Annotated in this window: 26 protein-coding genes; 24 read left to right on the forward strand and 2 right to left on the reverse strand. The window is 41.7% G+C overall.

Annotation, left to right across the window (positions count from 1 at the left end; all coding sequences use genetic code 11):
- Positions 1-23: 23 nt before the first annotated feature.
- Complete coding sequence (locus R7R24_RS20065; RefSeq protein ID WP_014386860.1) at positions 24-266, forward strand: hypothetical protein; 243 nt, start codon at positions 24-26, stop codon at positions 264-266.
- A gap of 57 nt (positions 267-323) precedes the next feature.
- Positions 324-695: a hypothetical protein gene (locus tag R7R24_RS20070; RefSeq protein ID WP_180827199.1), complete on the forward strand. Its 372-nt coding sequence runs from the start codon at positions 324-326 to the stop codon at positions 693-695.
- 209 nt (positions 696-904) lie between these two features.
- Here R7R24_RS20070 and R7R24_RS20075 read toward each other — a convergent pair whose 3' ends face one another.
- A complete protein-coding gene (locus R7R24_RS20075) occupies positions 905-1279 on the reverse strand; it encodes a hypothetical protein (RefSeq protein WP_052715035.1) in 375 nt (124 codons plus the stop codon).
- 349 nt (positions 1280-1628) lie between these two features.
- Here R7R24_RS20075 and R7R24_RS20080 point away from each other — a divergent pair, with 349 nt between their 5' ends.
- The 14 genes from R7R24_RS20080 (at position 1629) to R7R24_RS20145 (ending at position 14519) form a co-directional block, all read left to right on the forward strand.
- The gene (locus R7R24_RS20080; RefSeq protein WP_046224245.1) at positions 1629-2738 is read left to right on the forward strand and encodes a hypothetical protein; all 1110 of its coding nucleotides are present in this window, start codon (positions 1629-1631) and stop codon (positions 2736-2738) included.
- On the forward strand, positions 2735-3820 hold the full coding sequence (locus R7R24_RS20085; RefSeq protein ID WP_046224244.1) for an AAA family ATPase: 1086 nt from the start codon (positions 2735-2737) through the stop codon (positions 3818-3820). Before R7R24_RS20080 ends, R7R24_RS20085 begins: the two co-directional genes overlap by 4 nt.
- Positions 3821-4355: 535 nt before the next feature.
- Entirely contained in the window at positions 4356-8555 is a 4200-nt protein-coding gene (locus R7R24_RS20090) for an RHS repeat-associated core domain-containing protein (protein WP_014386644.1), read from the forward strand.
- Positions 8536-8991, forward strand: coding sequence for a hypothetical protein (locus R7R24_RS20095; RefSeq protein ID WP_133305458.1), 456 nt, complete (start codon positions 8536-8538; stop codon positions 8989-8991). Before R7R24_RS20090 ends, R7R24_RS20095 begins: the two co-directional genes overlap by 20 nt.
- Before the next feature lie 67 nt (positions 8992-9058).
- Positions 9059-9490 carry a hypothetical protein gene (locus R7R24_RS20100; protein WP_101905908.1) on the forward strand — a complete coding sequence of 144 codons (432 nt, stop codon included), beginning with the start codon at positions 9059-9061 and terminating at the stop codon, positions 9488-9490.
- Between the two features lie 51 nt (positions 9491-9541).
- A complete protein-coding gene (locus R7R24_RS20105) occupies positions 9542-10426 on the forward strand; it encodes an RHS repeat-associated core domain-containing protein (protein WP_014386647.1) in 885 nt (294 codons plus the stop codon).
- 309 nt (positions 10427-10735) lie between these two features.
- Positions 10736-10879: a hypothetical protein gene (locus tag R7R24_RS20110; RefSeq protein WP_206949614.1), complete on the forward strand. Its 144-nt coding sequence runs from the start codon at positions 10736-10738 to the stop codon at positions 10877-10879.
- Between the two features lie 2 nt (positions 10880-10881).
- Positions 10882-11136, forward strand: a complete 255-nt coding sequence (locus tag R7R24_RS20115) for a hypothetical protein (protein ID WP_101905909.1) — start codon at positions 10882-10884, stop codon at positions 11134-11136.
- The gene (locus R7R24_RS20120) at positions 11136-11930 is read left to right on the forward strand and encodes an RHS repeat-associated core domain-containing protein (protein WP_032073003.1); all 795 of its coding nucleotides are present in this window, start codon (positions 11136-11138) and stop codon (positions 11928-11930) included. The genes R7R24_RS20115 and R7R24_RS20120 overlap by 1 nt, the downstream gene beginning before the upstream one ends.
- A 91-nt stretch (positions 11931-12021) precedes the next feature.
- The gene (locus R7R24_RS20125; RefSeq protein WP_041154783.1) at positions 12022-12276 is read left to right on the forward strand and encodes a hypothetical protein; all 255 of its coding nucleotides are present in this window, start codon (positions 12022-12024) and stop codon (positions 12274-12276) included.
- A 76-nt stretch (positions 12277-12352) separates the two neighbouring features.
- Positions 12353-12877 (forward strand): hypothetical protein, encoded by a 525-nt coding sequence (locus R7R24_RS20130; protein ID WP_101905910.1) that lies wholly within the window; start codon positions 12353-12355, stop codon positions 12875-12877.
- Between the two features lie 204 nt (positions 12878-13081).
- On the forward strand, positions 13082-13510 hold the full coding sequence (locus tag R7R24_RS20135; RefSeq protein ID WP_014386653.1) for a hypothetical protein: 429 nt from the start codon (positions 13082-13084) through the stop codon (positions 13508-13510).
- Between the two features lie 83 nt (positions 13511-13593).
- Positions 13594-14040: a hypothetical protein gene (locus R7R24_RS20140; protein ID WP_014386654.1), complete on the forward strand. Its 447-nt coding sequence runs from the start codon at positions 13594-13596 to the stop codon at positions 14038-14040.
- Positions 14041-14243: 203 nt separating this feature from the next.
- Positions 14244-14519 (forward strand): hypothetical protein, encoded by a 276-nt coding sequence (locus R7R24_RS20145; protein ID WP_014386655.1) that lies wholly within the window; start codon positions 14244-14246, stop codon positions 14517-14519.
- Positions 14520-14555: 36 nt separating this feature from the next.
- Here R7R24_RS20145 and R7R24_RS20150 read toward each other — a convergent pair whose 3' ends face one another.
- On the reverse strand, positions 14556-15650 hold the full coding sequence (locus tag R7R24_RS20150; protein WP_014386656.1) for a hypothetical protein: 1095 nt from the start codon (positions 15648-15650) through the stop codon (positions 14556-14558).
- Positions 15651-15881: 231 nt separating this feature from the next.
- Here R7R24_RS20150 and R7R24_RS20155 point away from each other — a divergent pair, with 231 nt between their 5' ends.
- From R7R24_RS20155 to R7R24_RS20190, 8 genes are all read left to right on the forward strand, one after another.
- Positions 15882-16124 (forward strand): hypothetical protein, encoded by a 243-nt coding sequence (locus tag R7R24_RS20155; protein WP_014386657.1) that lies wholly within the window; start codon positions 15882-15884, stop codon positions 16122-16124.
- A gap of 19 nt (positions 16125-16143) precedes the next feature.
- Positions 16144-16404, forward strand: a complete 261-nt coding sequence (locus tag R7R24_RS20160; RefSeq protein ID WP_014386658.1) for a hypothetical protein — start codon at positions 16144-16146, stop codon at positions 16402-16404.
- A gap of 56 nt (positions 16405-16460) precedes the next feature.
- On the forward strand, positions 16461-17438 hold the full coding sequence (locus tag R7R24_RS20165) for a nuclease-related domain-containing protein (protein ID WP_032073006.1): 978 nt from the start codon (positions 16461-16463) through the stop codon (positions 17436-17438).
- Between the two features lie 129 nt (positions 17439-17567).
- Positions 17568-18287: a hypothetical protein gene (locus tag R7R24_RS20170; protein ID WP_032073007.1), complete on the forward strand. Its 720-nt coding sequence runs from the start codon at positions 17568-17570 to the stop codon at positions 18285-18287.
- Between the two features lie 62 nt (positions 18288-18349).
- The gene (locus R7R24_RS20175) at positions 18350-19072 is read left to right on the forward strand and encodes an NYN domain-containing protein (RefSeq protein ID WP_041154780.1); all 723 of its coding nucleotides are present in this window, start codon (positions 18350-18352) and stop codon (positions 19070-19072) included.
- A 291-nt stretch (positions 19073-19363) separates the two neighbouring features.
- Complete coding sequence (locus R7R24_RS20180) at positions 19364-20323, forward strand: radical SAM protein (RefSeq protein WP_101905913.1); 960 nt, start codon at positions 19364-19366, stop codon at positions 20321-20323.
- Entirely contained in the window at positions 20320-20712 is a 393-nt protein-coding gene (locus tag R7R24_RS20185) for a DUF6375 family protein (protein WP_101905914.1), read from the forward strand. The genes R7R24_RS20180 and R7R24_RS20185 overlap by 4 nt, the downstream gene beginning before the upstream one ends.
- Before the next feature lie 3 nt (positions 20713-20715).
- Positions 20716-24801, forward strand: coding sequence for a hypothetical protein (locus tag R7R24_RS20190; RefSeq protein WP_101905915.1), 4086 nt, complete (start codon positions 20716-20718; stop codon positions 24799-24801).
- Positions 24802-25148: the final 347 nt, after the last annotated feature.

Genomic DNA, 25148 nt, shown 5'->3' on the forward strand with positions numbered 1-25148 from the left:
TCGTGATTACTGGAGAGTACATTATGAACAAACCTTCAAACACACCAAGCACACTGGTTGTATCCATGCTTTGTATTTTAGTCCTGGCTCTGGAGTTTGCTGCTGTAACCCATTTTACTGGTTCTACTTCACCTTTAGATTGGGATCGCATCACGCTTATCTCCGTTGCTTATTTAGCCGCAAGCACCATCTTAGGTGCCACATTTTGCTTGGTTAAAAGCAAGTTGCGTTTCAATACTCTGCAACATCAAAAAAATCTGGGATAGCAAGAATGCCAGAGCAATGTGATAAAGCAGGACTAAGCCGTTGGTGCAATAACCAGGATGTTCGACAGGTTCAGCAAAGGGCCTGTCGTACATATGTGTAGTGAGTATGATTTCGACCATGCTGTTGGTTATATCGTTCAAGTACGAGAGAAGCGTGACGCATATGGCTCTGAACAATATCTTGTGCGTCATCCAAATGGAGAGCTACACACACATGAAAACCAATCCTTCTGGCTACTAAACGAAGAGCATCAAGGGCAAGCTTTAGCTTTATTTGCCCAAAAGCCAACAGAAGAGGGGAGCGATACTGTTTACACGGTAGCCGAAGGTTTTCCAGAATCCGGCTATATCATTCCTTTTAAAAAAGGTGCGCCAGAGAGCGAAAATCAGCATCTAACTATGGCAATTACTATCACGGAGAACAAATAGAATGGACCCTAAAAAGAAAGAGCTTGCGGAAATGTTCATTCAGAGTTGTATTGAGCAAGGCTTAACTATGGACGAGTCAGCTGAATTGTCAGCTCATATACTCATATCAGCTGTTAGTGCAAACGGGAAAAGTCATACGAGAATTGAGATTGCCAATCTCGGCTCAGTGGAAGTAGATTGCTAAGGGCTCTAGGAGGCAAGGATGGCTCCTAGAGAATGGCAAATCCATTGCCAGCGATATCAAAGTGTTTGTTCTTCATCACCAGACCAGAAGAAGGATTAACTATAAACCGTTGCTTTTTAATAGCAGGAGTATTTGGAACGCGCTTGATTGAAGCTGTGGCCGAAAAAACAACAAACGCCAAAAGAGCAACTACGGCAACCTGCCATGAAAAGTAAGCTACGCCAGACCAAAAGACGACCATTACTACTGCATTTTTATGAACAAGCCTAAGCAGAGGCATCAACCAGAAAACAACCGCTACGCTGATTACAGCCAAACCCCATTGATTATCGTTAGTTTCAATCATAGCAACGCCAAGAAGAATCACTGCTAAAGCAACTAGGTTAAGTATGTGTCTCATTTTTCGTCTCCTTAATTGACTCTGGAAAGCTATCTCGGCATCACCGTCAAGCCCTCATTCAATTCAACTTACACTTCCATAATATCATGGAATTAAAAAATGCAACCGTGACCCAGAAACACGCTTAGCCCACTTTCACATGTGAAAGTCTTATGTAGCAATGCCTAAGAGCGTGATCTGGCTTTTCCTAAAATTAAGGTATGGTCGAACATTTCCTAAAATTAAGCTATAACGTGAAATGTAAAGCGTTCTATTGTCCTTTTTTAAGGTATAAATCACATCTATTTGGCTTGTTTTCCTCTTTTTAAGGTATGTGGTATGCTTCAAAAAAACATTACGGTATTAAAAAATGAGTAGTAACACAGACAATTTAGAAGGGTATTTCCCTGCTGAGATAGTCAACGAGGCATTTGGCAGCAGGCCATCGACTACTACGTTAATGGATTGCATCTTTTTGCCAGGTAGAATTCCGCGAGACTTAATTACAAGGATCAGTGGTAACAAGGCTGAACTTGAGCAACAGCTACTGGCACAAAAGCCTCTTCTATCCACCAGCTTGTCAAAGCCATACTGGAAGAAGGGGACTAATAAACGTGAATTCGATGCCGTTAGAATCGACGTATACAGTGCTGTCTGCTTGGCCGATGACAGACATCTACTGGAAGGGATCGTTAGTGTAGGGGGGATGTACGTAGACCTATCTGGCTTAACGCTTCGCCAGGCTATTGAGCTCGCGCAGATTAATGTCGAACTGGATAAGTTGTCACACCAATACCACAACCTTCTCGATACAAAAATGTTTAGTGGGGTATACGACTACTTCCTTTGTGACTTCACAACACTGTTTGAGTTCTTGAACCTGAAAAATCAAAAGGCCAACAAGAACACAGTAATGACAAGACTTCAAAGGCTATCACAAATGTTACTGGTCTTGGATTACGAGAAGGATGGTGAAACGCTACCTCACTACCACACGCGAATGAAGCTGGTGGACAGCAACTACATTCCATTGCTGGTTCTGGATGGGATTAAAAATAAAGGATCTATCAGGGCAGATACGATCACTCACTTCATAGTTGGAGTGCATAAGACTTTCACTGCGTCTTTGCGACAAGAGGGAGCTATTAGCCGGAAACGTTTTTTAAAAGTCTACCCGCAGCTAACGGGCAAACATGCTGTTACTGACTTCTGTAAATATATTGATGCTCATAAGCGTGAATATGTACATGGTAAGTATCTGAGTCACCTTATTAAAGATTACTATGCCAACAAGGTTAGAGTGTCTAAACAGCATCTGAGTCGCCATATCAATAACACTATGGCCGAAGTCATTTTGAAAAAGGATGTGTTATTGCGAGATTTCCGATTGCTACTCCAAGAGAAAGTACGTGACGATGGTAAGCAAGATATTATGCTGTTGTACCTGGGCGATGAAGAGAAAGAAGAGGTAACGACATGACAACAACACTCCACAATGAGGATGTTATCGCTCTAAGCGAAGAAGACATTAATGAAAGTTTAGCCAATTCCAACAAAGAACAGATTTTGAAAGGTTTGTTTCGAGGCAGTGTCGGATTTCTGATCGCTCCACCTGATTCTGGTAAGAGCTATTTGTCTTTATCAATAGCTTATGAGATGGCTTTGCCAGAGTACCCATTAATTGGTGTACGGGATGAGGAAAACAAAGTGCTTAGAACTTTGATATGGCCGATCGAAGATTCCTTGCCCGGAACACTTCCGCGTATCAAAGCACATTTGACTGAGTTCTCCACCAGCATCAAAGACCGATTAAAATCGAGCATTGGGATATACAAGCATTCTGATCCAATTTGTAGTTCAGGCTCATCTAAACATACTAAAGAGTGGGAAGAAGCATCCAGTGCACTGGAAAAACTTATTGCCACGGCCAAAGGGTACGACTTGGTAGTTATAGATACATTGCGTGATGCAATTGGCTCAGCTGACGTAGTAGATGATGACTATTACATCAGAATTGCTTTGGAGAGGCTTGCCAATGAAGCGAATGTCGCGGTTCTTGTTGTTCACCATCCGACAAAAGATGTGAGCAGAGGAAAGGAGATAATCAACAGCGTCTCTGGCTCTGGTTTATCTTCCACTCTCTCAAAGTCAAAACTTCATCTGTATTTAGATCAGTTGATAGACAAGAAAGATGGAACGGTACAAGAGACTCGTTTGCGTCATATCAAAGCTAACTATGTGCCTTTTGACCAGCAGTGGAGAAAACCGATAAGGCTGCACTGGAGTAACAATTCACTATTGCACGTTGATCAAGAAGTCGTTATCCAACTTAGAAATGATCAATTAGACGGTGATAGTGATAATGAGAAAAAGCCAGGAGCAGATAAACCAGTTAAAAGACGGTTATCGCGTCTTTCAGAAGAGCCAGGATTGATACACAGAGATGACTCCCTTCTATCTGAGGAATCGAAGCGCTTGGCCCAACAAACCAGTCATGGCCCATTTGGTGGTGGCATGGCATCAGAGCTCTCCGAACTTCGTACTGGTAAGTCCTCCAAGTAATCCAATTCCTTAAATTAAGCTATTGCTTAACGCCTTTTTCCTAAAATTAAGCTATATATACGGATTAAGGCGTTTCCTCATTTTAAGCTTAGATATAGGTGTGTTTCCTAATATTAAGCTATGTGATAGAGATGAACTTCCTAATATTAAGCTTCAATTTCCTAATATTAAGCTTTAGCTTACAGAAACAAAGCTTAAAGTTAGGAAATTTCCTGATATTAAGCTACCTAACACGCTGCATGATCTTATGATCCTATGGATCTATATATGATCAGTAGCGTTCACCGCTGATGCGGCTTCGCTGATCACTCAACTTCGTTTCACTGCTATGAGCAGTAAAACAAAGTCGAGCGATTCAATTAAAACCCGCTTCCATATTAGCCATTGTTTCATGTCTGTATGCGCCCGTATAGGGCAGTTAAGCATGAAGTTAATCTCTTTGATTAAGTTGATAATAGAGTCCGTGTAGAAAGTAATTAATGGACTTTAGAAACCAGTGGATCATTTTCATACTAACTTAATCGCAAGAGCTTGTTTGTTAGCACTTATAGTTCCTAGTGCTGTTTCTGCTCAGTGGCGTATCAATGCCAGTGGTAGTTCAGAAATTGATGCAATGAGATTTGATCTCCCAGAGCAAGCGCATGAATTTTTAAGGGACTATAGAATTAACGAGCTCGCAAGCACACACAGCTATGTGAGTGAAAAGCTATACCCGAGTGAAACGTATAGTGATGGAAGACTAATCTCATGGCTATGTATGCATCGTAGTGATGCTCCAGGTAGTTATGACCCTGACACTTGTTACTTTGGAGCTCTCTCTGGAACTACACTGACAAAATTCATAATTCCTGGGGAGATGACTGATTCTCCACTTCTCAATAGAGATCTTGGTAAACCAGAGACAGAACTGTGCGTTGGAAACCCTATCAACCTAGCTACTGGTAATAAATATCAGCAAGAAACCGATTATGTAAGCGCTGGTATGGAGCCTCTTGTATTCACACGACATTACAACAGCCAGTTAGCTTTGAGTGGTAAACAAAGCGATGTTGGTATTGGATGGAGCCACAACTATTCAAACAAAGTGATTTTTGACAAAGAAAGTCACGGAGAGAATATGGTTGTCTTGCATCGGCCAGATGGGAAAGAGTTAGCATTCTACCGGACAAATGCGGTTTGGATGCCAACATGGAAAAGTGATGATCGGTTATACAAAGATTCTGGTTGGAGATATCAGAGGGCTGATGGTGTTGTCGAACTATATGATAGTAATGGTCAGTTGATACGTATTGTTCATCCATCGGGAAATGAGCTGGATCTGAATTATACCAACGGTAAGTTAGACTCTGTTTCTGACAGTTTTGGCCGGACTTTAAGGTTTAGTTACGATCAAGGGAAGATCATAAAGATGATCGACCCTGCTGGACAAACCTTCTCTTACGATTATTCGAATGAATTGTTAGTTGCAGTGCATAAACCGGATGCCAATCAGCGACGTTACCACTATGAAGACAGTTTAAACCCAAGCCTTTTGACTGGCCTTACGGATGAAAAGGGAAGCAGATTTGCTACGTGGTCTCATGATCCTTCGGGTCGCGCTGTTCTGAGCGAACATAGCAGTGGTGTTGATAGGACAAGTGTTACATACAACCCTGATGGTTCAGTTACGGTAACGAATGCTCTAGGTCACGAACAACATTATCTGTTTAGTCGTTATAACGGAAAACTAAAGCCTGACAGTATACAGGGTGCTGCATGTACTGGCTTTGCTGGTGGTACGAAGTCGTTTGGCTACGATACCAACGGTGAGTTGAAGTCAATTATCAATGAAGAAGGCCAATCATTCTCTTACCAATATGACCAAAGAGGACTTGAAATTTCGAGGACAAGCTCGACTGGTGATACGATCACAACACAATGGCATTCAGAGTTCCCAAAACCAACCAAAATTACATCGTCATACTTGGTCCAAGAATTTACCTATGACGACCGCCAGCGGCTGTTAACGCTTAAATTGATTGACCGAACCAACTCAGATGTCAGGCAGTGGGCATTTGAATATTATCCAGACTCTCTTGGTGTTCCTGGACAACTGAAATCAGTGGATGGTCCACGGGTGGATGTTGATGATGTAACGCGCTTTGAATACGACGCTCAAGCCAACCTAAGCCGAGTTATCAACTCTCTTGGGCACGTAGTGTCATTTGACAATTACGATGCTCATGGAAGGGCTCAGAGCGTCACAGATGCCAATGGAGTAAGCTACTCGCTTAACTACAACACGTTAGGTCAAATGATTTCTTCTACTGGTCCAGATGGAACTACATTGTACTCTTACGATGAATCAGGACTCTTGGTATCTATCACCTTACCAACCAATAGCACTTTCACTTATGAGTACGATGCTGCTCAGCAGCTGATGGCCGTGATTGATGCAAATGGAAATCGACAAAGTATCAATCGAGATTCACTAGGAAATATTGAGCAAGTTGAGCTGAAAGATAACAGTGGCATTGCTCACTGGAAGCAACTGCATAGTTACACTTTGAATGGTTGGCTTTCATCAACAACAAATGGAACGGGAAATGTTTATACCTATTCCTATGACAAGACAGCCAACCTAACGGGCAAAGTTGACCCTTCTGGAAATGCTTATGCCTACCGCTATGATGGTTTTAGCAACCTGCTCCAATCAATTGACCCTGTTAACCGCGCCACTGCAATGCAGTATAACGATAATGCCTTAGTAACGAGAGTCACTGATCCAAGAGGGCGGAGAACTTACTATTCATACAACGGATATGGCGATGTTCTCTCAGTACAAAGCCCAGACACAGGCACGGCTCATTACACTTATGACAAGGCTGGAAACCTGATCGGTAAAACAGATGCCAACGGTCAGGTTTTCACTTATCACTACGACGCGCTTAATCGCCTTTCTTCAATCACTGTGGATGGTCAACCTAATGCTAGTGTGACATTCCGCTACGATGAGCCAGAAGCGCTGTATGGGGTAGGGCAGCTTACTTCCATTACAGACGCTTCTGGCGTATCAAAATACAGTTACACAGCCAGTGGTGAGATAGCCAGCCAAGAACTAATTGTGGATGGCCGCACCTTGTTAACCAATTACACCTATGATGGTGCAGGGCAGTTGGCGAGTATCGAGTACCCGAGTGGCCGCAAAGCGGTTTATCAGCGCAATGTAGCTGGAGAGGTCATTGGCATTACATTGAATAATGGTGTTAACAGCAGAACATTAGTCTCTGACTTGGTACGGAAACCTTTTGGGCCTGTAACTGATCTGACTCATGGAAATGGGCTTTGGGAAGAGCGCCAGTACGACATGAACTATCAATTGGAGTCTGTACAGGTTGCTGGTGCAATGCACCGCAGTTATCTCTATACGGCCAATAGCAATGTCGATTCAATTACAGACTTAATGGATAGTGGCTATAGCCAAACTTTCAATTACGACAAGCTGAGCCGCTTGATTGATGCTACTGGTGGTTACGGGACCCGAGAGTACACCTACAACTACAACGGCAACCGGACGGCTATCTACCGCGACGGCGTGAAAGATTCGTACAGCATTGTGTTCAATAGCAATCGTCTAACCAAAACAAGTATTGGCTCGATCACCTACAGCTATGATGCAAACGGAAACACGATTGGCCGAGGAACGGATGTCTTTGTCTATGATGCTTTCAATAGATTGACTGAGGCTACGGTCAATGGCGAAACATCAATCTATCACTATAACAGTGCTCATCAACGAGTGAGGAAGTCAGCTGGTGGCGTAGATGTGCTTTATGTTTACGGCCTCGATGGCGAGTTACTGGCCGAGGTGGATGCCGGAACCGGGCAAACCCAGCGAGAATATGTCTGGCTTGACGGCCAGCTGATGGCTTACCTGGTGAATGGCACCGTTTACCACGTTCACAATGATCACCTGGGCACACCGCAGGCCCTGACAGACGAACTGGGTGAAGTAGTATGGAAAGCGCAGTACACGCCATTTGGCCGAGCCAGTGTCACGACAGAGCTAGTCACCTTTAATCTTCGCTTCCCCGGCCAGTATTTTGATACCGAGACTGGGCTGCACTACAACTGGCATCGGTACTATGACCCGTCTCTGGGGCGTTACCTGCAATCAGACCGCCTTGGCTTGTTCGATGGAATGGATACCTATGGGTATGTGCGTGGAAATCCGCTGTCGAGCATAGACCCTACAGGTGAGTTCGCATGGGGAGTGGTGTTCGCCGGGATAGATTTGGCATATCAGCTTTATGATAACGGTGGGAAAATTGATTGCGTTAACTGGGGTGATGTTGGATTGGCAGCTCTTGGGGGTGGAATGTTCAATGCCGTGAAGGTAGCAAAAGTTCATCGCTTCAAAAGTGCTGTCACTACTAAAGGCAACCCCCATTCATGGGGAGCAACGAGAAGGTGGTACGCGAAAAACATAAACAAGGACATCCCGCCACGACAACATATTCATCATTGGCTTGTTGAAAGAAGACACTTTGAAGGTAATCAAAAATTAGAGCGTATATTTAATCAGCCTTGGAACCTTAATCCAAAACCATTCACAAACATCTATCACAATACAAAAATTCACAATAACGGAATTAAAGGTTGGTTTAATGGTGTTCCAATATGGGCAAGAGAAACCGTAGCAGGCTTAGGGTTAACAGCAGCAGGAGGGAATGGTTGTGGGTGCAGTGAAAAATAAAGGTATATTACTGAGTAAAAAAGAAAACTTTATGCTGCCTATCTATGAGGAAGCCCTAGAGAAGGCGTCCGCCTCGGCTAAAAAGATAGGAAATCGCTATGTTGGATCGTTACTTATCAAAGGAGATGGTAGCGTCTGGAGAATTGACTCAGTACAAGAGGTTAGCCCTCGTTTTATACAACGAGTTTGTTTGCAGTTATTGGGGAAGCCTAGAGACATCAAATGTTCTCTTCACCTAGTAGAAAATGATTTTGTGGACTGGGTAGAGATGATCGCTAATCTGGCTACTGAAAGCGGTTCGTACTCTGTGTGGGGTCAATTCTATGACAGCAAAGCCGAGTTGAAAAAAGCGGTGATGGGATGTAAGACGCTGGAAGATTTATTCGCTGTGTTCAGGCTTGAGGATGATAATGAATTTTCTAAAAAGTTAGTTTGATAATTTCTAAAGAAAGCCGCCAGCGGGTTAAGCCTGCTGGTGGCGTGGACAGTAAGAGGGGGTGGTTGTGGAACTTACATATCCAGTGCTACTGGTCAGTAAAAAGAAAAAATCAGTTCACGTAGAACTAACCGGAAGCCATTTGGGGAAATGTACTAATGCCGCTCTAAAAGGTGGGTACTTTAACCAAATGGAAATATACGACTCTAACGGAAGGCATTACAAAGTAGACGAGGTAGTTGGGGTCAAGCCTTTAAACGCTGTATGGCGATGGCCTTTAGAGGTGTTAATGTTTAACTCTAGGCTATTGAAAGCTGAGCTGAAAACAACATTGGTATCTCAGTTGGAACTGAAAGAGTTTAAAAGCGTAGTAGCAAAAGTGATCAATGAGCAAAAGGAAAGTTGGGAATCAGGGGTTGGGCGTGAAGCAATGTTGAACGATCTTGCGGCTGCAAATGGCATTGAAGAAGTAATCAGGATCTTTCGACCTGAAAACTGATATTTACTTAGTCTAAGCAACTCCGCCAGCGGGGTTAAGCCTGCTGGTGGCGTGGATGTGCTTTATGTTTACGGCCTCGATGGCGAGTTACTGGCCGAGGTGGATGCCGGAACCGGGCAAACCCAGCGAGAATATGTCTGGCTTGACGGCCAGCTGATGGCTTATCTGGTTGATGGCACCGTTTACCACGTCCATAACGATCATTTGGGTACGCCGCAAGCATTGACCGATGAAACGGGGGCCACGGTATGGAAAGCCAGTTACTCTCCGTTCGGCAAAGCGACTGTCACGACAGAACAAATCAAGTTCAACTTGCGTTTCCCCGGCCAGTATTTTGATGCAGAGACTGGGCTTCACTATAACTGGCATCGCAACTATGACCCGAATACAGGGATATATATCACCAGTGACCCAATAGGGCTGGCTGGTGGGATTAACACCTATGCCTATGCATTGAATAATCCTGCTATTTACACCGATCCTACTGGTTTATGGGTTCCGCAAATTATTGGGGCAATGGTTAACATAGGCTTTGAAGGATACAGACAATATCAAACTGGTTCGTTTGATGCGGGGCGACTTCTTGTGGCTGGTGCTACGGGGGCACTTGGAGGGTTTGGAAGCACTCTAAGGAGAGCTGTATTTTTTGGTGCATCATCAGGCGCTATTGGCAATATGTATATTCAGTTAACTGAAAAGTCTTCTGGTTGTGATCAAAGGTATCAAAAGAGCCTTGATTTATATCAGGTAGGAAGAAGTGCAATTCTTGGCTCGTTTGGTGGAGCAGTTGGTTTTGGCGGGGGAATATTAGGCAAAAATATTTTGAGACCACGAGACATAATCGGGGTGGATTTGAAAAAAAGGGTTAGTTTTAACTACGAATCGTATGGTTCGGCTATAGGTTCTGCTGGGGGAACAACAATTGGAAATCAATAATTGGCTTGACTTTGTTTTGTACACATTCATGACTTTAGGTGGGTTGCTTATAGCAATTCCATTAGGGATAAGATGCCTTTATGTAGGTCTTGTTGCACTATTTAAATACAAGATTGTGAAATTCAAAAAAGATAGCAATGTGTCAGTGTATGCAAACACATCTATAGAGCTAGTTCTTTTAGGTATTTTCTGTATTGGAGCTTCTATTTGGTTTCTGTTCTTCGATAAAGGTGGCCACCTCTTACATTACCTTCCGGAAGTGATGAGGTTCTTCGCTGGAACATAAGGCAGATTACGCTGGTGCTGGCTGTGGCTGATCGCCTTGGCTTGTTCGATGGAGTGGATACCTATGGGTATGTGCATGGAAATCCACTAATAAGGATCGATCCTACAGGTGAGTTTGCGTGGGGTTTGGTTGGAGGTGTGAATATGCCAATAGGTAACGGAGAGTAAATATGGCATACAAAACAGAGATTTCTATATATCTGATTCTGATCCCTTTAGTGGGAGTTATGACGGGACTCATATCCTACGGTGCGTATAGATTGATCGGGTATCCTGAATCAATATTTGTTCTTTTTATGATGATTGCTGTTTGGGGAGGGGTATGCCTAGCTTTAGGAGTTTGCAGCACGATTCGTTGCTTAAAGCAAAAAAAAGGAATTGAACGACACATGAGAGAGACGAAAGGAAATAGCCAAGAAAAGTGATGGTCTCAGCTAATCTTTCACGAATTCCAAAGTTAAATAGTTACCTGGTGGATGGCACCGTTTACCACGTCCATAACGATCATTTAGGTACGCCGCAAGCATTGACCGATGAGACCGGAGCCACGGTATGGAAAGCCAGTTACTCTCCGTTCGGCAAAGCGACTGTCACGACAGAACAAATCAAGTTCAACTTACGTTTCCCTGGGCAGTATTTTGACGCAGAGACTGGGCTTCACTACAACTGGCATCGCTACTATGACCCAGCACTTGGCCGTTACTTACAATCAGACCGCCTTGGCCTGTTCGATGGAGTGGATACCTATGGGTATGTGCATGGAAATCCGTTGAAGTTTATTGATCCTACAGGCGAGTTTGGATGGGTTGCTTTTGGGGCTTTCGTTGGCGGTTCGCTTAATGCGATTGCTCAATACCATTCAGGACAGACGTTTGACTTTGCATCTTTTGGGGCTGCTGTCGTTACAGGGGCTGCGGGAGGTGGTCTTGGTAATTTAACTAAGGGGTTGTCTTGGGGGAAAAATATCGTTGCCAATTCATTGGGTAGTGGGGTAATTGGAGGTGGTGTGACAGCTGCTAAGAACAAAGTTACAGGCAGCTGTGATGATATTTGGCTTAACTCAGGGCGCAGTATGATATTAGGTGGATTAGGAGCAGGGGTTGGTAACTCATTTGCTGGGCTAGGAAAAATAATTCCAAAGATGCAGGCTAACCGATGGTGGGATAAAGCGTCATTAGAAAAACGGTTAAAGAGTTCGTCGAATGCGTTTCACCGTTAAGATGCACCTCCAACGCTAACGGTATTTTTTGTCACCACTGGTAATATCGGAAGCAACATCATTGCTAATATCCCATAAGTGAGAATTGAAGATGAAGATGAAAGGATTTAGTGCATTCATGATAACAGTATTTCTCCCCTTTTTAGTTGGTGGGGCCATTATTGGTGCTGCATTTGGGGGAGTAGGATATTACATCACAAATTGGTTTGGTTTATTTGAAAGACAAATTCAGCACGAGATGGTTTTTTGGTTATTTTTAGGTATGGGGGTGTTTGCTGGGACAGTAGGAGCGGTACAGTCGCTAATTGCATTCATTAGACATCCCGGTGTTCACGGTGACACATAGCAAACATTCATGCTTGTAACACGCCGCCAGCGGGTTAAGCCTGCTGGTGGCGTGGGCAATAAGGGAGAGGTTGTGGATGTCAGTAATATCAAACGTCATAAGGTCGTTAAAAAAAGCCGTTTACTCAGATTGTGAGTGGTTGAGGTGTTATGAGGTAGAGGCATTAACTGCCTTCTACCTACACATTACGGAAGAGGATAAAGGTAAACTAATTCAGCAATTTAAACGTCTGGATATGATGGAGCGTTCCAAGAGTGGGAAGTTGCTACAGATATTTGATGGGCTGGATACAGTTAGAAAAAAATGGCTTAAAGAAATAAAAATATGCCCTGACGAACCTGTAACTGGATATAAATTTGCTCTTAAAAGAAATGGCAAGGAATATGCGATATTTAATATTTTCCTTGGTAGGGGAGGTATAGGTGAGATTCAGTTTGAGAAGATGCCTAGTAAATTCCAAAGTAAAGTAGCAAAGGTAGGCGATATAAAAGCTCTCTTATTCAAAGAAAAAGAATTGCCCCGTGAAACAACTTATGTCTTTAAAGGTGTAGTCACAGATGATGAGGAGCAAAAGTTAGAAGAGGATTTGCATAGAGGTTGAAGTTGCTCATCTAAACATGCGTTGAAGTGATTGAACTCACTGGGATTGACTGACCTCTATGAACCTTTTTCACTACCACCAGCGGATTAAGCCAGCTGGTGGCGTGGGTGTGCTCTATGTTTATGGCCTCGATGGCGAGTTACTTGCCGAGGTGGATGCCGGAACTGGGAAAACCAGCGCAAATATGAATATCAAGGAGATAAAATGGCTAGTCAGTATCAATACAATCCATTTTTAATAGGGAAAGATACATTTACCTCCAGCAAAGTAGAGCTTTGTGAAGATGAGGTAAGACAATCGAAGCCACACTATCAGTTAATTTGTTTCGGTAGTTCTTCTCGGTATCCTCTATGGATAGAACTAGGGACCAACCAACTAGTTGGTGGTAATTATCATTGTTTCTATAATGATGATGAACTAAAAGCGTTATACACGTTATTTCAGCAAGATGCGCAACGACAAGGTTATTCTGACCAGAAGCAAAACTGTTGGGCTAAAACACCTAATCCTTTTCCTATCGAGTTTCTTGAGGGGATGCCACAAAGTCTATGGGCTTACTTTTACGAAAGTGGCCGTAGACAAGCCGCTTGTGAAAAAAGTGTTCAGGAATTACTACCCATGTTCGAAAAGTGATAAGTGCTTGACTGAATGTAATATTTAGCTTGAAAATCAGTCGAGTAAATAATGCCACTTTGAACAATGTAACAGGAACAAGAATGATGAAGAAAATTGGACTACTGCTAGCGACGTTAACTGCATTTTCAGCTCAAGCGGATGTTTTCCCTAAAACAGAAGTTGATGCGTATCTAATGGCGATGCACTCTATGGCCCCAGTTAACGCGAAATACACCATTCAATACAAGGCCGCAGTGGAAAGTAGCTGTAAGACAAAGCTTAGTATTGAACAATTAAGCTCACGCGACTTTGCCAATGTTGTACAAGCGCTTGTTAGTAGTGAAACCGTTGACCGCTTAGGGCTTGATGCTAGTGGTGGTTCCCTCACTGACACGCTTCAACTGGTAGGGGCTAATATTAATTGTTCCGACCTAAGTGCCCCGTATAAAGCGGTATTGAGTGATGTTGAGTTCAACAAGAAGCATCAGCATTTGTCGAAGGTACTGCACACTTGGGATCAAGTTGTTACTGAAAGTCAGTTGAACTAATTGTGCTATATTGCTGGGGGATGTGTTTGAGACTTTGGACAATTAGTTAAAGTTTGTGCAAAATTACATCACTGACCTGGCTGATGGCGTTTCTGCTTCGAACCTCAGCTTATTACTTATCGTGCCCCAGCAATAAAACCTCTTTGATTTCCCCCTTTAAATCGACATAATGAGCATATGTAGTCAATATAATGGTGATATGTATGTCTGGAGTCGTTTTCCATCAAGTAAAAGAAGGTGAGTTCCGCCGTCTCGCGGAGACTCGAACAATGACCAAACTAATTGCGCAGGAATCTAAACTGCATCCTAATAAGTTTCATTTGGTTGGGATTGATAGTGGTAAAGGAATCGCGTATGCAATTAGACATGGAAGAACCAGTGACTTGAGAGTGTGGAGGCTTGATATCCTGGTAAATCAGGTTAGAGACATGGGGTTTGAGAATATAGAAGTACAACTCATAAACAAAACCCACGCATGAAGCATGGGCTGATAGTCTTAACATGCCGAAAGGCACTTATTTTTCAAGAATATAATCACGAAAGTCGTGGTTCTCAATTTCCAACTTCCCACGCTCTGGGCTGTAAATTAGCTCAAGCGACTTCAATCGTGTGACTGCATTTTTCACCGACCATTTTGTAACGTCTGTTTCTGGGTCGCCAGTGAAAGCTTTCACTTTGTCTAGTCCTGTTTTGGTATAAAGACCTTTTGACTCATTGGCAGCAACAAGCTTTAGGATCGCCACTTCGATAGGTTTCAGTTGTTCGTATGTTTTTGAAAAGTGGTCCTCTGACTCGATACGATCAACGTCATAACGATGGACACCAATATCTAGGTCATGAACCATGTTCAGGGCCATATTCTTTAACATTTCAACAAACCGAGCGGGAGCGCGATTTTGTTTGATTAAGATTTCTAGGGCTTTGTGTTTGTCGAGTTCGACACCACCAGTGACATTTTTGAATGCGGCCAACTCGAATTCAACGAAATCCATATCCAGCTCTTCAAATATCTGGGTTTGGCTGGAGTTGTAGAATGGAGCCTTGTTGTCTTTGAATAAGCGACTTAACCCCTCTCTACTTGAACCTGTGAAGATGCATTTGACGTTGTTATCCTCTCTGTTCACTACAAAACTGCGTAGAGCTGCCGTAAACGAGTCAAATTCTTTGCGAGTAGCCAAATGTTGAACTTCGTCAAGCAACAGTAAAACAGGCATATCCAGCTCGTTTAAGCGTTGAAATACAGCGAACAAGTCAGCTCTCAGTTCTCCCTGAGAACGCTCTACTTCAACTTTGCCACCAGCTGCACTAAAACCTAACTTTTTGAAGTTGAGAGCTTTGCCAAGCTTATGTAGAAATCCTTCATTCCTTTCACAAGCATCAATGACGGATTTAATGAAGATGCCTTCTGGGTCGTCTTTTTGCATCCAAAAATCTACATAGATAGGTAAGACACCAAGTTCACGAGCCATAGGAATGATATCTTTTTGAATGAATTGAGTTTTTCCTCGCTTGCGTGGAGCGAAGATTGAAACTCGTTGAAGAAGACCTTTGTCCATCCCGTTAAGGATAAACGTAGCAAGCTGTGTACGAGGATAATGCCAGATATCCATTGTCGTGCTCCTTTGGTAAATTGTGTTATCAATGATACCACAAAATAGAATTGTGGTAGATTATTTAACACAACCAACCACAAATAGGATTGCCATCCTAAAGCAGATCACTCTTTTACTAAGTAGCTCTTTGTCATGTCCCTCAATTTGCCCAAAAAAGGGCAAGTTCTCATCTCTTAAAAAAATGTCATGTCGGTACACTAAGAGCATGATGCTCTGGAGATTGATCTTATGGATATGATAAACGGCTGGCTATATGAAGTTCAGAGAGCCCTTGATAGTTCTTTAGGTGATATACCCTTTGATTGGCGCTGGATTGCTGCTGTGATTGGGTTCTTTTTAATATGGAGGCTGTTCTCTTTTGGCTTTGCCATCGTTAAGTTTGTCATCGTTGCGGCAATAGCTGCTGCCATTTATGCTGCTGTTGTTGGCGATTCGTCAGGACTTGCTGGTGGTAGTTTCTTTGGATTTTAGTACAGTTTGGTAGCTAAATATGAGCATTCTGATATCGGATGGAAGTGAAACGCTCGATGCAGCAACCGCAATTTCTGAGTTGCCAGATTCGTACACGGGTCATTGTTCTGTCGTAACAATCAATGAAGAAATAGTTGCCACTGTACCTAACCCTCAAATTGCATTTTCTATTGCGTGTTACGCGATTGGAACAGAAGGGGGTTATGGAAGTGTTTATGTTCGTCCGGCCAAAGACGGTGAAATTCTCACCCATACAGATTTTGACAGTTGGGCGTACTAGCTGGACTTTCACATGTGAAAGTCTGCATAAAGAACTCGCATTTAAAAGGTGTTGATATGCCAATTATTACAACAAAGGCTATTAAAGCAGAAAGTAACTCAGAGGATAGTCGTATCATTGCAGGTGAAAAACAAGAGCGAGATGTGGCTTTTTATTTACGTCGAGCGTTTAAAGATAGCGAAGAAATTCACGTATTTAACGATTTTACCTTCACGTATAATGGTGAAAAAGCACAGATAGATCACTTAGTATTGCATAAATACGGTTTCCTAATACTTGAATCAAAAAGTATCTATGGGGAAGTCAAAGTTAACGAGAGTGGTGAGTGGTCCAGAAGTTATAAAGGTTATTGGTCAGGTATTCCTTCTCCGATCAAACAAGCTGAGTTGCAACAGCAATTATTGAAGAAAGCTCTTGTTGATAACGCTCCTAAGTTCCTGGGGAAAATGTTAGGTGTCCAGCAAAATGTTGGTGGCCGACGGTGGGACTCGTTATGCGTTGTTTCTAACTCGTGTATTTTGCACAGAGATAATATACCTGCTGACATTAACGAAAGAATCATTAAAAGCGAAGCTGTAGCTGATGCCGTTAGGAGAATAGGTGAAAAAGGAAAGCTTAAAGCGTTTTTAGCAACAGAACCTTTTTTTACTAAAGAAGAGTTGCATAGCATAACTGAATATTTATTGGATGAACTTTGTTCTAACAGGTCAGTCGATAACTCTGGCTCATTACATAAAGAACAGGAAAACGAAATGCTTGTTCGTAATGAGGTTGATTCAAAAAAAATCCGCTGTAAAAAGTGTGGTGAGGCTGAGCAGCTTACAGCATGTCATGGGAAGTTTGGTTACTTCGTAAAGTGTCTTTGTTGTGACACTAACACTTCAATGCGAACTCCTTGTGCTCATTGTGGAAGCAAGAGAGCTAAGGTAACAAAGAAAAAGTTAGAGTACTGGTTAAAATGTGAATGTTCAGAATCGTATTTGGTGTTTGTGCAAAAAGAGCGCGTGGAGTCTGAGCAAAATACCGTTTCTTAGACTTTCACATGTGAAAGTGGAGGGGAGGGGTTGCGTTTTCAAAAAGCATGATAAAGTAAGTATGAATATTAACTAAATGAGGTCCTTACGGCGATGCCGGAAGGGATCTTAAATACCGGAGATAAGACTATGATGATTCTAACCACTCTTTCTGAAAAACTAGATGACCAAACGAGCCGAGTATTCTGGCGTGTGGGCACTAAACGCAGTGGAATTCTTGATGTAAAAATCGACTTTTCCCATGAAGATTCTGATTTGATTTCAGAATTATCAGCCATTCAATACCTACTCTTTGAAGAAAAAGTAATGGGTCGAGAGCCGGGTTCTGGTTCTGGCTACAAACTCGTTGTGTCAAAGGGAGCAATCAAAAAGCTTGCCCGTGGTAAATCTACGAAAAAACATGCACAAAAGTTTGCAGCATTTCTTCAAAACCGAATGGCTGGAGTGCAAATAGAGGTATCACAAAGTCGTGAGTTCATGGCCGACCCAAAATCATGTGTAACAGTGCTCTTAGATGCAAATCGCCAGGAATATGCAAATACGCATGATGCCGTTGAAACACCAGCAATGGGGACCGTTTATGTTACCGCTCACGCTGTTGAACAGTATAAAGAGCGATTGAGCACTGGAGATCCCAAAAAGCCCTGGGCGAGTTTAGTCAATCGACTTAAACATCCTGAGTTGAGAATTCGAAATTTGCCTGCAAATGTTTTGGCCCATAAAGCGAAAAAATACGGTACTGCCGACAATGTAGAAGCTTGGGGGCATCCAACTTCCAAATTCACATACCTTATTGTTAACGATAATGGGCGTCGCACCTTAGTAACTGTTTTTGAGCGCGAACAATAACCTTGGAAGGAATAAAATTGGATAGTGCAACTAACTACATAAAGGATGGTCACGCACGGATTATGGGTAACAGAAAAATCGCTGTATTAATTGATTCAGAAAACACTCCACACTCAAAGCTAAACCTGATTATTGAAGAGCTTTCTAGTTTTGGGCAGATCATCGTTAAACGTGCATATGGCGATTTTTCTGCTGAACAACTAAAAAACTGGAAGCAGCCTTTGAATGAGTTAGCGATTCAAGCTAAGCAGCAATTTGCCTATACATCTGGAAAAAACTCGACAGACTCTTTAATGATTATTGATGCAATGGATCTCTTGTACAGCCAAAGGTTTGATGCTTTTGCTTTGATATCCAGTGATAGTGACTTTACAAGTCTTGCTACGAGATTAAGAGAGTCGGAGATACACGTCATCGGTGTAGGAAAAGCGATGACTCCGACTTCGTTTAAAAACGCTTGTGATGACTTTGTAGCGATAGAGAACTTAAACGCTGATGTTGATCTTGGGGAGGCACAACCAAGCTCTAATCAAGACTCAGAACGCGAATTATGGCGATTAATGCATCAAGCTTGGCAGAACTATCGAGATGAATCGGGCTGGGCAAAACTAGGTGAAATAGGCAAGTACTTAAAGAGACTGAAGCCAGATTTTGACCCTCGAAACTACGGGTTGAAGAAGTTATCTGACTTTTTTGATAAATATCCAACGCGCTATAGAACCCGTAACACTAAACGCACTGGTATGGAGTTTCAGCTGATAACAAAGGCAAGCAAACAAAAATGATGTGCTGCCTTCGCTGACGACATACTGCAATCGGGTAACTCAAAAATGCCCCATTCTAAGCTAGAGCTGTTCTGTACCTCATTTCTAAGCGAGGTTATTTGACCTATTTTTTCTTATGTCACAAAGTGCCTATGGATTTGGTGGCAATTCAATGTACTCGCCATCTGTAGGAGTGAATTTTATAGGTAGGGTTGGCATGTTTGAAGTGACTAAGAGTAACCCTTTAGTTATTAGTTTCATCTTGTGCTGATATTGCACTGCGATCTAACCATTTAAGGTATTGAATAAACTTTGTATATAAAGAATAAAAATGGCGTTACCCAACACAACGAGTTCAAAATTAGAAAGGGGCCTGATGGTGTCCACTTATTTAGCCGCCAAAATGGGCTTAACATACTTCTAGATGATGAAATCCCACCTGAGTCCGATTGGACTCTTAGTCCTAGGCAGGTTTCTATCGCACTTACTAATAACTGTGACTTGAGGTGTGCGCATTGTTATGCGCCAAAGCATCGTTCAACTCTGGATAAAAGTAGAGTAAAAGATTGGTTGCTTGAAATGGATAGTATGGGTGTGTTTGGTATCGGCTTTGGTGGAGGTGAGCCAACATTGCATGAAGACTTGGTTGAACTTTGCCAGTTTGGACAAGAAGAAACCAAGCTAGCAATTAGCTTTACGACGCATGGTCATAGTTTAACTCCTGAACTAATATCTCAGCTAAAAAGTCATGTGAACTTTATTAGAGTAAGTATGGATGGAACTTATAGTAATTATGAGTCTATAAGGAAGAGACCATTTAAGCAGCTGTTAAGCAATTTAGAATTATTTAAAGGGCGTCTCCCATTTGGGATAAATTACGTAGTTAACAGCAAAACTATTGACGACCTACCAAATGCCTTGGAACTGTGCAAGGAGCTAGGTGCTGATGAGTTTCTGATTTTACCAGAGGTACCTGTGGGGTTTGGTAAAAAAATCGATGATGTAACACTAAGTAAATTAAAAGAAATTGTCGACAGTCGAAGAAAAACCACAAAAAGTATGAGGGTATCTATAAGCTCTGATTACAAAAATCAATTTGTCACTGCTATCGGTCTTCAGAAAGAGAGCGACCTGCAAGGCTTTGCGCATATAGATGCGTCAGGTGTTTTAAAACTGAGTTCGTTCGACAAGAATGGAGTTCCTATAGGTGGTGGTTCTCTAACTAATGCTTATCGTCAGTTAACAAATACTATAAGGGTTGAATTAGAATGAAAATTTGGCAGGGCTACGGTGCGGAGCACTCTTTAAATCTAGTAATCGTTGGTGAGTTCAAGGATGTAGAAAAGGCTGAAAATTTTGAGCAATTAGTATCAACGATTAGTTCTTTTCTATGCAGTGATGAATCGAATTTTGACGTGGATGCAGATAGATATGGTGATGAAGTGCTTGAGTTCCTTCGCAAGCAAAATCTGTTTTGTTTTTCTCCCCAACAATTAGCGCAATTTATGTATGACCAACGCCTCGAAAGAAAAGGTTCAAAGATAACCATATCTTCAGATGACGACCTGAATGTATTCATATCTTTACTGATTCATGAAGGAGCGAAGGTCGAATGCTTTTCAGCACACGATTATCCTGATTTAGTTAAAAAAGAGGATTAACTAGTGCTTGATTGGGCTAAGTTTGAACATGTAGCTGGAGAGCATCCTAACGCGCATGCATTTAGTTTTGAAAGCTTATGTAGAGGAATAGTCATTCGACAATTTCGAAATCATGGGCCAATAAAAGAGTTAAAAAATCAACCAGGAGTGGAGTTCCATCTTGAGCTTGATTGTGATGACCCAAGATTGGGAACAAAAGGGTTAAAGGTTGGATGGCAATGCAAATGGTTCCAATATAAGAGTGACGGTGGCTTAACTACCGGGGCAAAGAGCCAGATTAAACACTCGCTGGATACAACGAAAAAATACTTACCAGATTTAAATGTATGGATTCTTTGGACACACAAAACCTTAGCGAAGGCTGACCAAACTTGGTTCTATGATTTACAAACAAAATATGGCTTTACATTACATCTTTGGAATGAAAACGACTTAGAGTCTTATCTCTCAGGCCCAGCAACAGAGTTAAGGGCTAGTTATTTTGGAGAGCTGGCTTTAACACCAGATATGTTAAATGAACAGCATACGAATTCAGTGGCTCCGATTAGAAATCGTTGGATTCATGAAGTTCATCAATCTACGGGCGTAGAGAGAGATATAAGAAGAGTGCTCGGTGAACCTAGCGCATGGTCTGATATATATGCTGCGAAAGTTAAACTAGACGGTTATTTGTCAACTATTTCTGAGTTATCGAGGCATAAGGATTATGTAGATCTTTCGTCTGGTCTAGAAGAATTTATAGCCTTTTGTAAACAGGTTATATTTAGCTGTAAGGTCTTTGAGTCTACAGTGTCAGGCAGAGAAATAGGTAGAATTGCGAACTTTGCTCAATCTTCAGAGCAGACAAAAAACATAAGTCAGTTACTAAGGTTAACAAGAAGGCAGAACCTACCGCTTTCTCTTTATTTGACCAATGCGAATGCAGTTATCAAAGATATCAAAAAGCTGTTGTCAGAAGCTGTAGAACTGTTTTCTCATCAACTAGTAGCTGTTATTGGTAAAGCTGGCAGAGGTAAAACACAATTAGCTGCTGAAGTTACAAGCCAAAATGATGACAGGCTAGCTGGAATACTTCTTCATGGAAAAAAACTTCGTAAGGGGGGAACGCTTGATTCTCTGGTTCAAAATATGTCCTTTGCCTCTAACGAAGTTAGATCGTTTGAATTGTTGCTTTCAGCTATAGATTCGGCGGGAGAAAGAAATCGTTGTCGAGTTCCAATAGTTATTGATGGATTAAATGAGGCTGAAGACCCAAGAGAATGGAAGAACTTATTGGCAAGCATAGAGACTGTATTACCTCGATATCCAAATGTAGTTCTCGTCTGTACATTGCGAGATGGTTATCAGTCTCGGAAACATGTCGGTGCTGTCAGAGCTAATAGTTCATCAAGAGAAGGGTTTGCACAGCAAGCGCTCCCCAATGATTGCTTTGAGTTACTGTTAAAAGGGTTTAGTGACGAAGTAACTGTCCAAGCTATAGGTGCATACTTTAGATATTATAAGATTAGTGCTAATCCAATAGCGGCTCCGCAAAGTTTCTTCAGTCATCCTTTAAACTTGAAAATCTTTTGTGAAGTTATGAATCGCCCAAGGAAGACTTGTGTGGTGGTTCAAAGTTTTCCGTCATCCATATACTCATTGTTTAAAGAGCAAGTCACACATATCGGACAAACTATCTCTGAAATGACTAACCTGTCTATCAGATACACAATTACTGAGGTAGAAAACGCAGTCTACTACTTAGGCGAAGCTCTGTGGGAAGCAAACGGTAGAGGTGTTTTAGAAACAGACTTTTTGCGGAAGTATAATCCACAGTCGACAGATTGGGACAGTAATATTGTCAACTTGCTATCTCAAGAAGGTTTGATATTCAGAGATCTGGTTCGTCGTGGAGAATATCGCTTAAGCCCAGCGTATGATCGACTAGGTGGATACATTATAGCTTTCTATTTAATGGAGCACTATTGTCTAAATCGAGACGTATCGCTATTTAGTTCACAAGGTTTTTTAGCGAAAATTTTCGAAGATGTGACTTTACAGCATGAGCTGTCAGAGGACATCCTACATGCACTTGTCGCTATTGCACCGCAGTATAATCTGCCACACATTTGGCAAATAGTTCCTTCAACATACAAAAACGAAGTTTTAAGTTTGTCGCATTTGATTGAACCTAATTTCATTTGTGATGAAACAGTATGCGAATTGAAAAACTTAATACTTAATGAAGGGTTGAAACAAAAATATATTGAATCTTTAGGAGACGTACGATTCGCAATATCTCACCCTCTAAACGCAAAGTTTCTAAGTGATATATTGTTAGACATGTCTATGGTGGACAGAGATCTTTCATGGGGAGAGTACTTTCGAAGAAACCATGATGAATTGATAAAAGGCATTCGATTTAGGGCTGAATGTTGGAAAAATAGAGAGTTTTCAGATCCAGAAATAGAAAAACTAAGGCTAATTACAACAATTTGGTTCCTTAACTCAGTCGTAACTGAGCTAAGAGATGTTTCAACTGAGGCTTTAGTCTACTATGGAGTGCATAACACTAAGAGTTTCCTAGAAATAGTCAAACCTATTCTAGTGGCTGATGATGAATATATATTAGAGCGGATAATTGCAGCATGTTACTCAATAGTCAGTATTTCTTTGGATAAATCTGAAAACTTAGGTGAGATAGAGGCGTTCAGCAAACACATAGTAGCTGTTTTTTTCAGCCATGATTCGAAGTACGCTACAACCAACATATTGGTTAGAGAATATGCCTCATGTCTAGTGAAGCGTGCGAGTTTGGAATCTCAAATTAATATTAGTGAATCAGAAGTTAAAGCAGCTACTGAACCTTTTGAACAAATGCCCAGAAGTGAATGGAATGAAGAAATAACTGATGGTATGAGCGGGCATTTATCTCCTCTTAAAATGGATTTTGAGAACTATACTATTGGTCGTTTGGTTAAAGATCGTAGCAATTACGACTATGAACATGAGGCTTATGCGAAAATTCGTAATCAGATACTATGGAAAGTATATGATTTGGGGTGGAGCGAGGACAAATTTGGCAACTTAGACAATCAAATTTCTTCGAGCGGTTATCACCGGAGACACGAAACAAAAAAAGTAGAGCGCTATGGCAAAAAGTACTCTTGGATAGCGTACTACCAAATGGCAGGAAAACTACTCGATTCGGAACAGTTGGAGTTCTGGGGGGGAAGGTTTATAGAAGGAATTGACCCTTTCTTTCCTAGTAAAAGGTTAAAAATCTACCCTCTTAGTGAAAAAATGTACTTAGGCGATGAAGGGTTAACTACAGAAGAATGGATTAACTATTCGGAAGATCCGAATCTGGTTCATCTCAGCGATTGTGCAAGTTCTGAAAATGAAAATTTGATTTTGGTTGATGCATTTATAGTCGAGGAATCTGAGGAATTAAATCGTCATTTCTATGCTTCTGTAAACTCCTTTTTAGTTTTCGATGAGTCGTTGAAAGACTTTGATTTTGATAGCGAGGAATCTAGCAAATTGGAGTTCCCCGAAATCGCCAAATTATCTGATGTTTATTTGGGAGAGCTTTATAGCTCGTGGAGTAAAAGCCTTGAACCCCAAGTTATCAAGGAAGAAGATGGTGAAGAAGAAATAGAAGTTGAATCAAACGTGTTCTTTGATGGAAGTGCTTTTGTAAGAACATCTGGAACACATACAATGACTGTTCCTAAATATAAGGAGCATTCGCTTAAAGATTTTATCATCGAATATAGTTCGGAACATTCAAGTGGTAGTTTTTCTATGCCGATGCTAGCTGCTAGTTTTGTTAAAGAGCATGCGCTTAAGTTTGACTGTGAGCGGCTTTGTTACTTCAAAGACGGACAACAAATCTCAAAGTATATAGTTGAAGATCTAGACGGATACTCTAACTCTCGGAAAAGATTCTACTTGGATAAAGAATTCTTAACTGCTGCACTGAAATCTAGTGGCTTAAGAATAATAACTCGGATTAAGGGTGAAAGAAGAGTTTCTGACGTCGGGTATAGTGGGGATTTTGCGTACAAAGATTTTGAAAGTATAGACTTTCTGAGAGCTAATTATTGATTGGAAAGGGAATGCGTAACACATTCCCTCTGTTATTTTTAGTGGATGAACAAAAATGGGCACTAAGATCGAGGTTTTGCCGTACCTCAGGTAATCCGTTAAATTCTAATTTAGCAAAGTCACTGACACGTTTCTGTCCAAAACCTTCACCGGATGAATTTTTACCCGTGGCATTTTCCAACTCAAAAATGCCCCTTTTCGAGTTAGCAAATTGCATATTTTGCAAATTGGTTTTGCCCCATTCCTTCTTAGACCTTGTATCTACTTCAAATTGCAGGCTTCCGTTTAAGGTTACTTTACCTAATGGCGGACATCAGTAATCTATTGGGTTCCTTTTCTCTGTGGCT

Source organism: Vibrio sp. 704 (assembly GCF_033339295.1).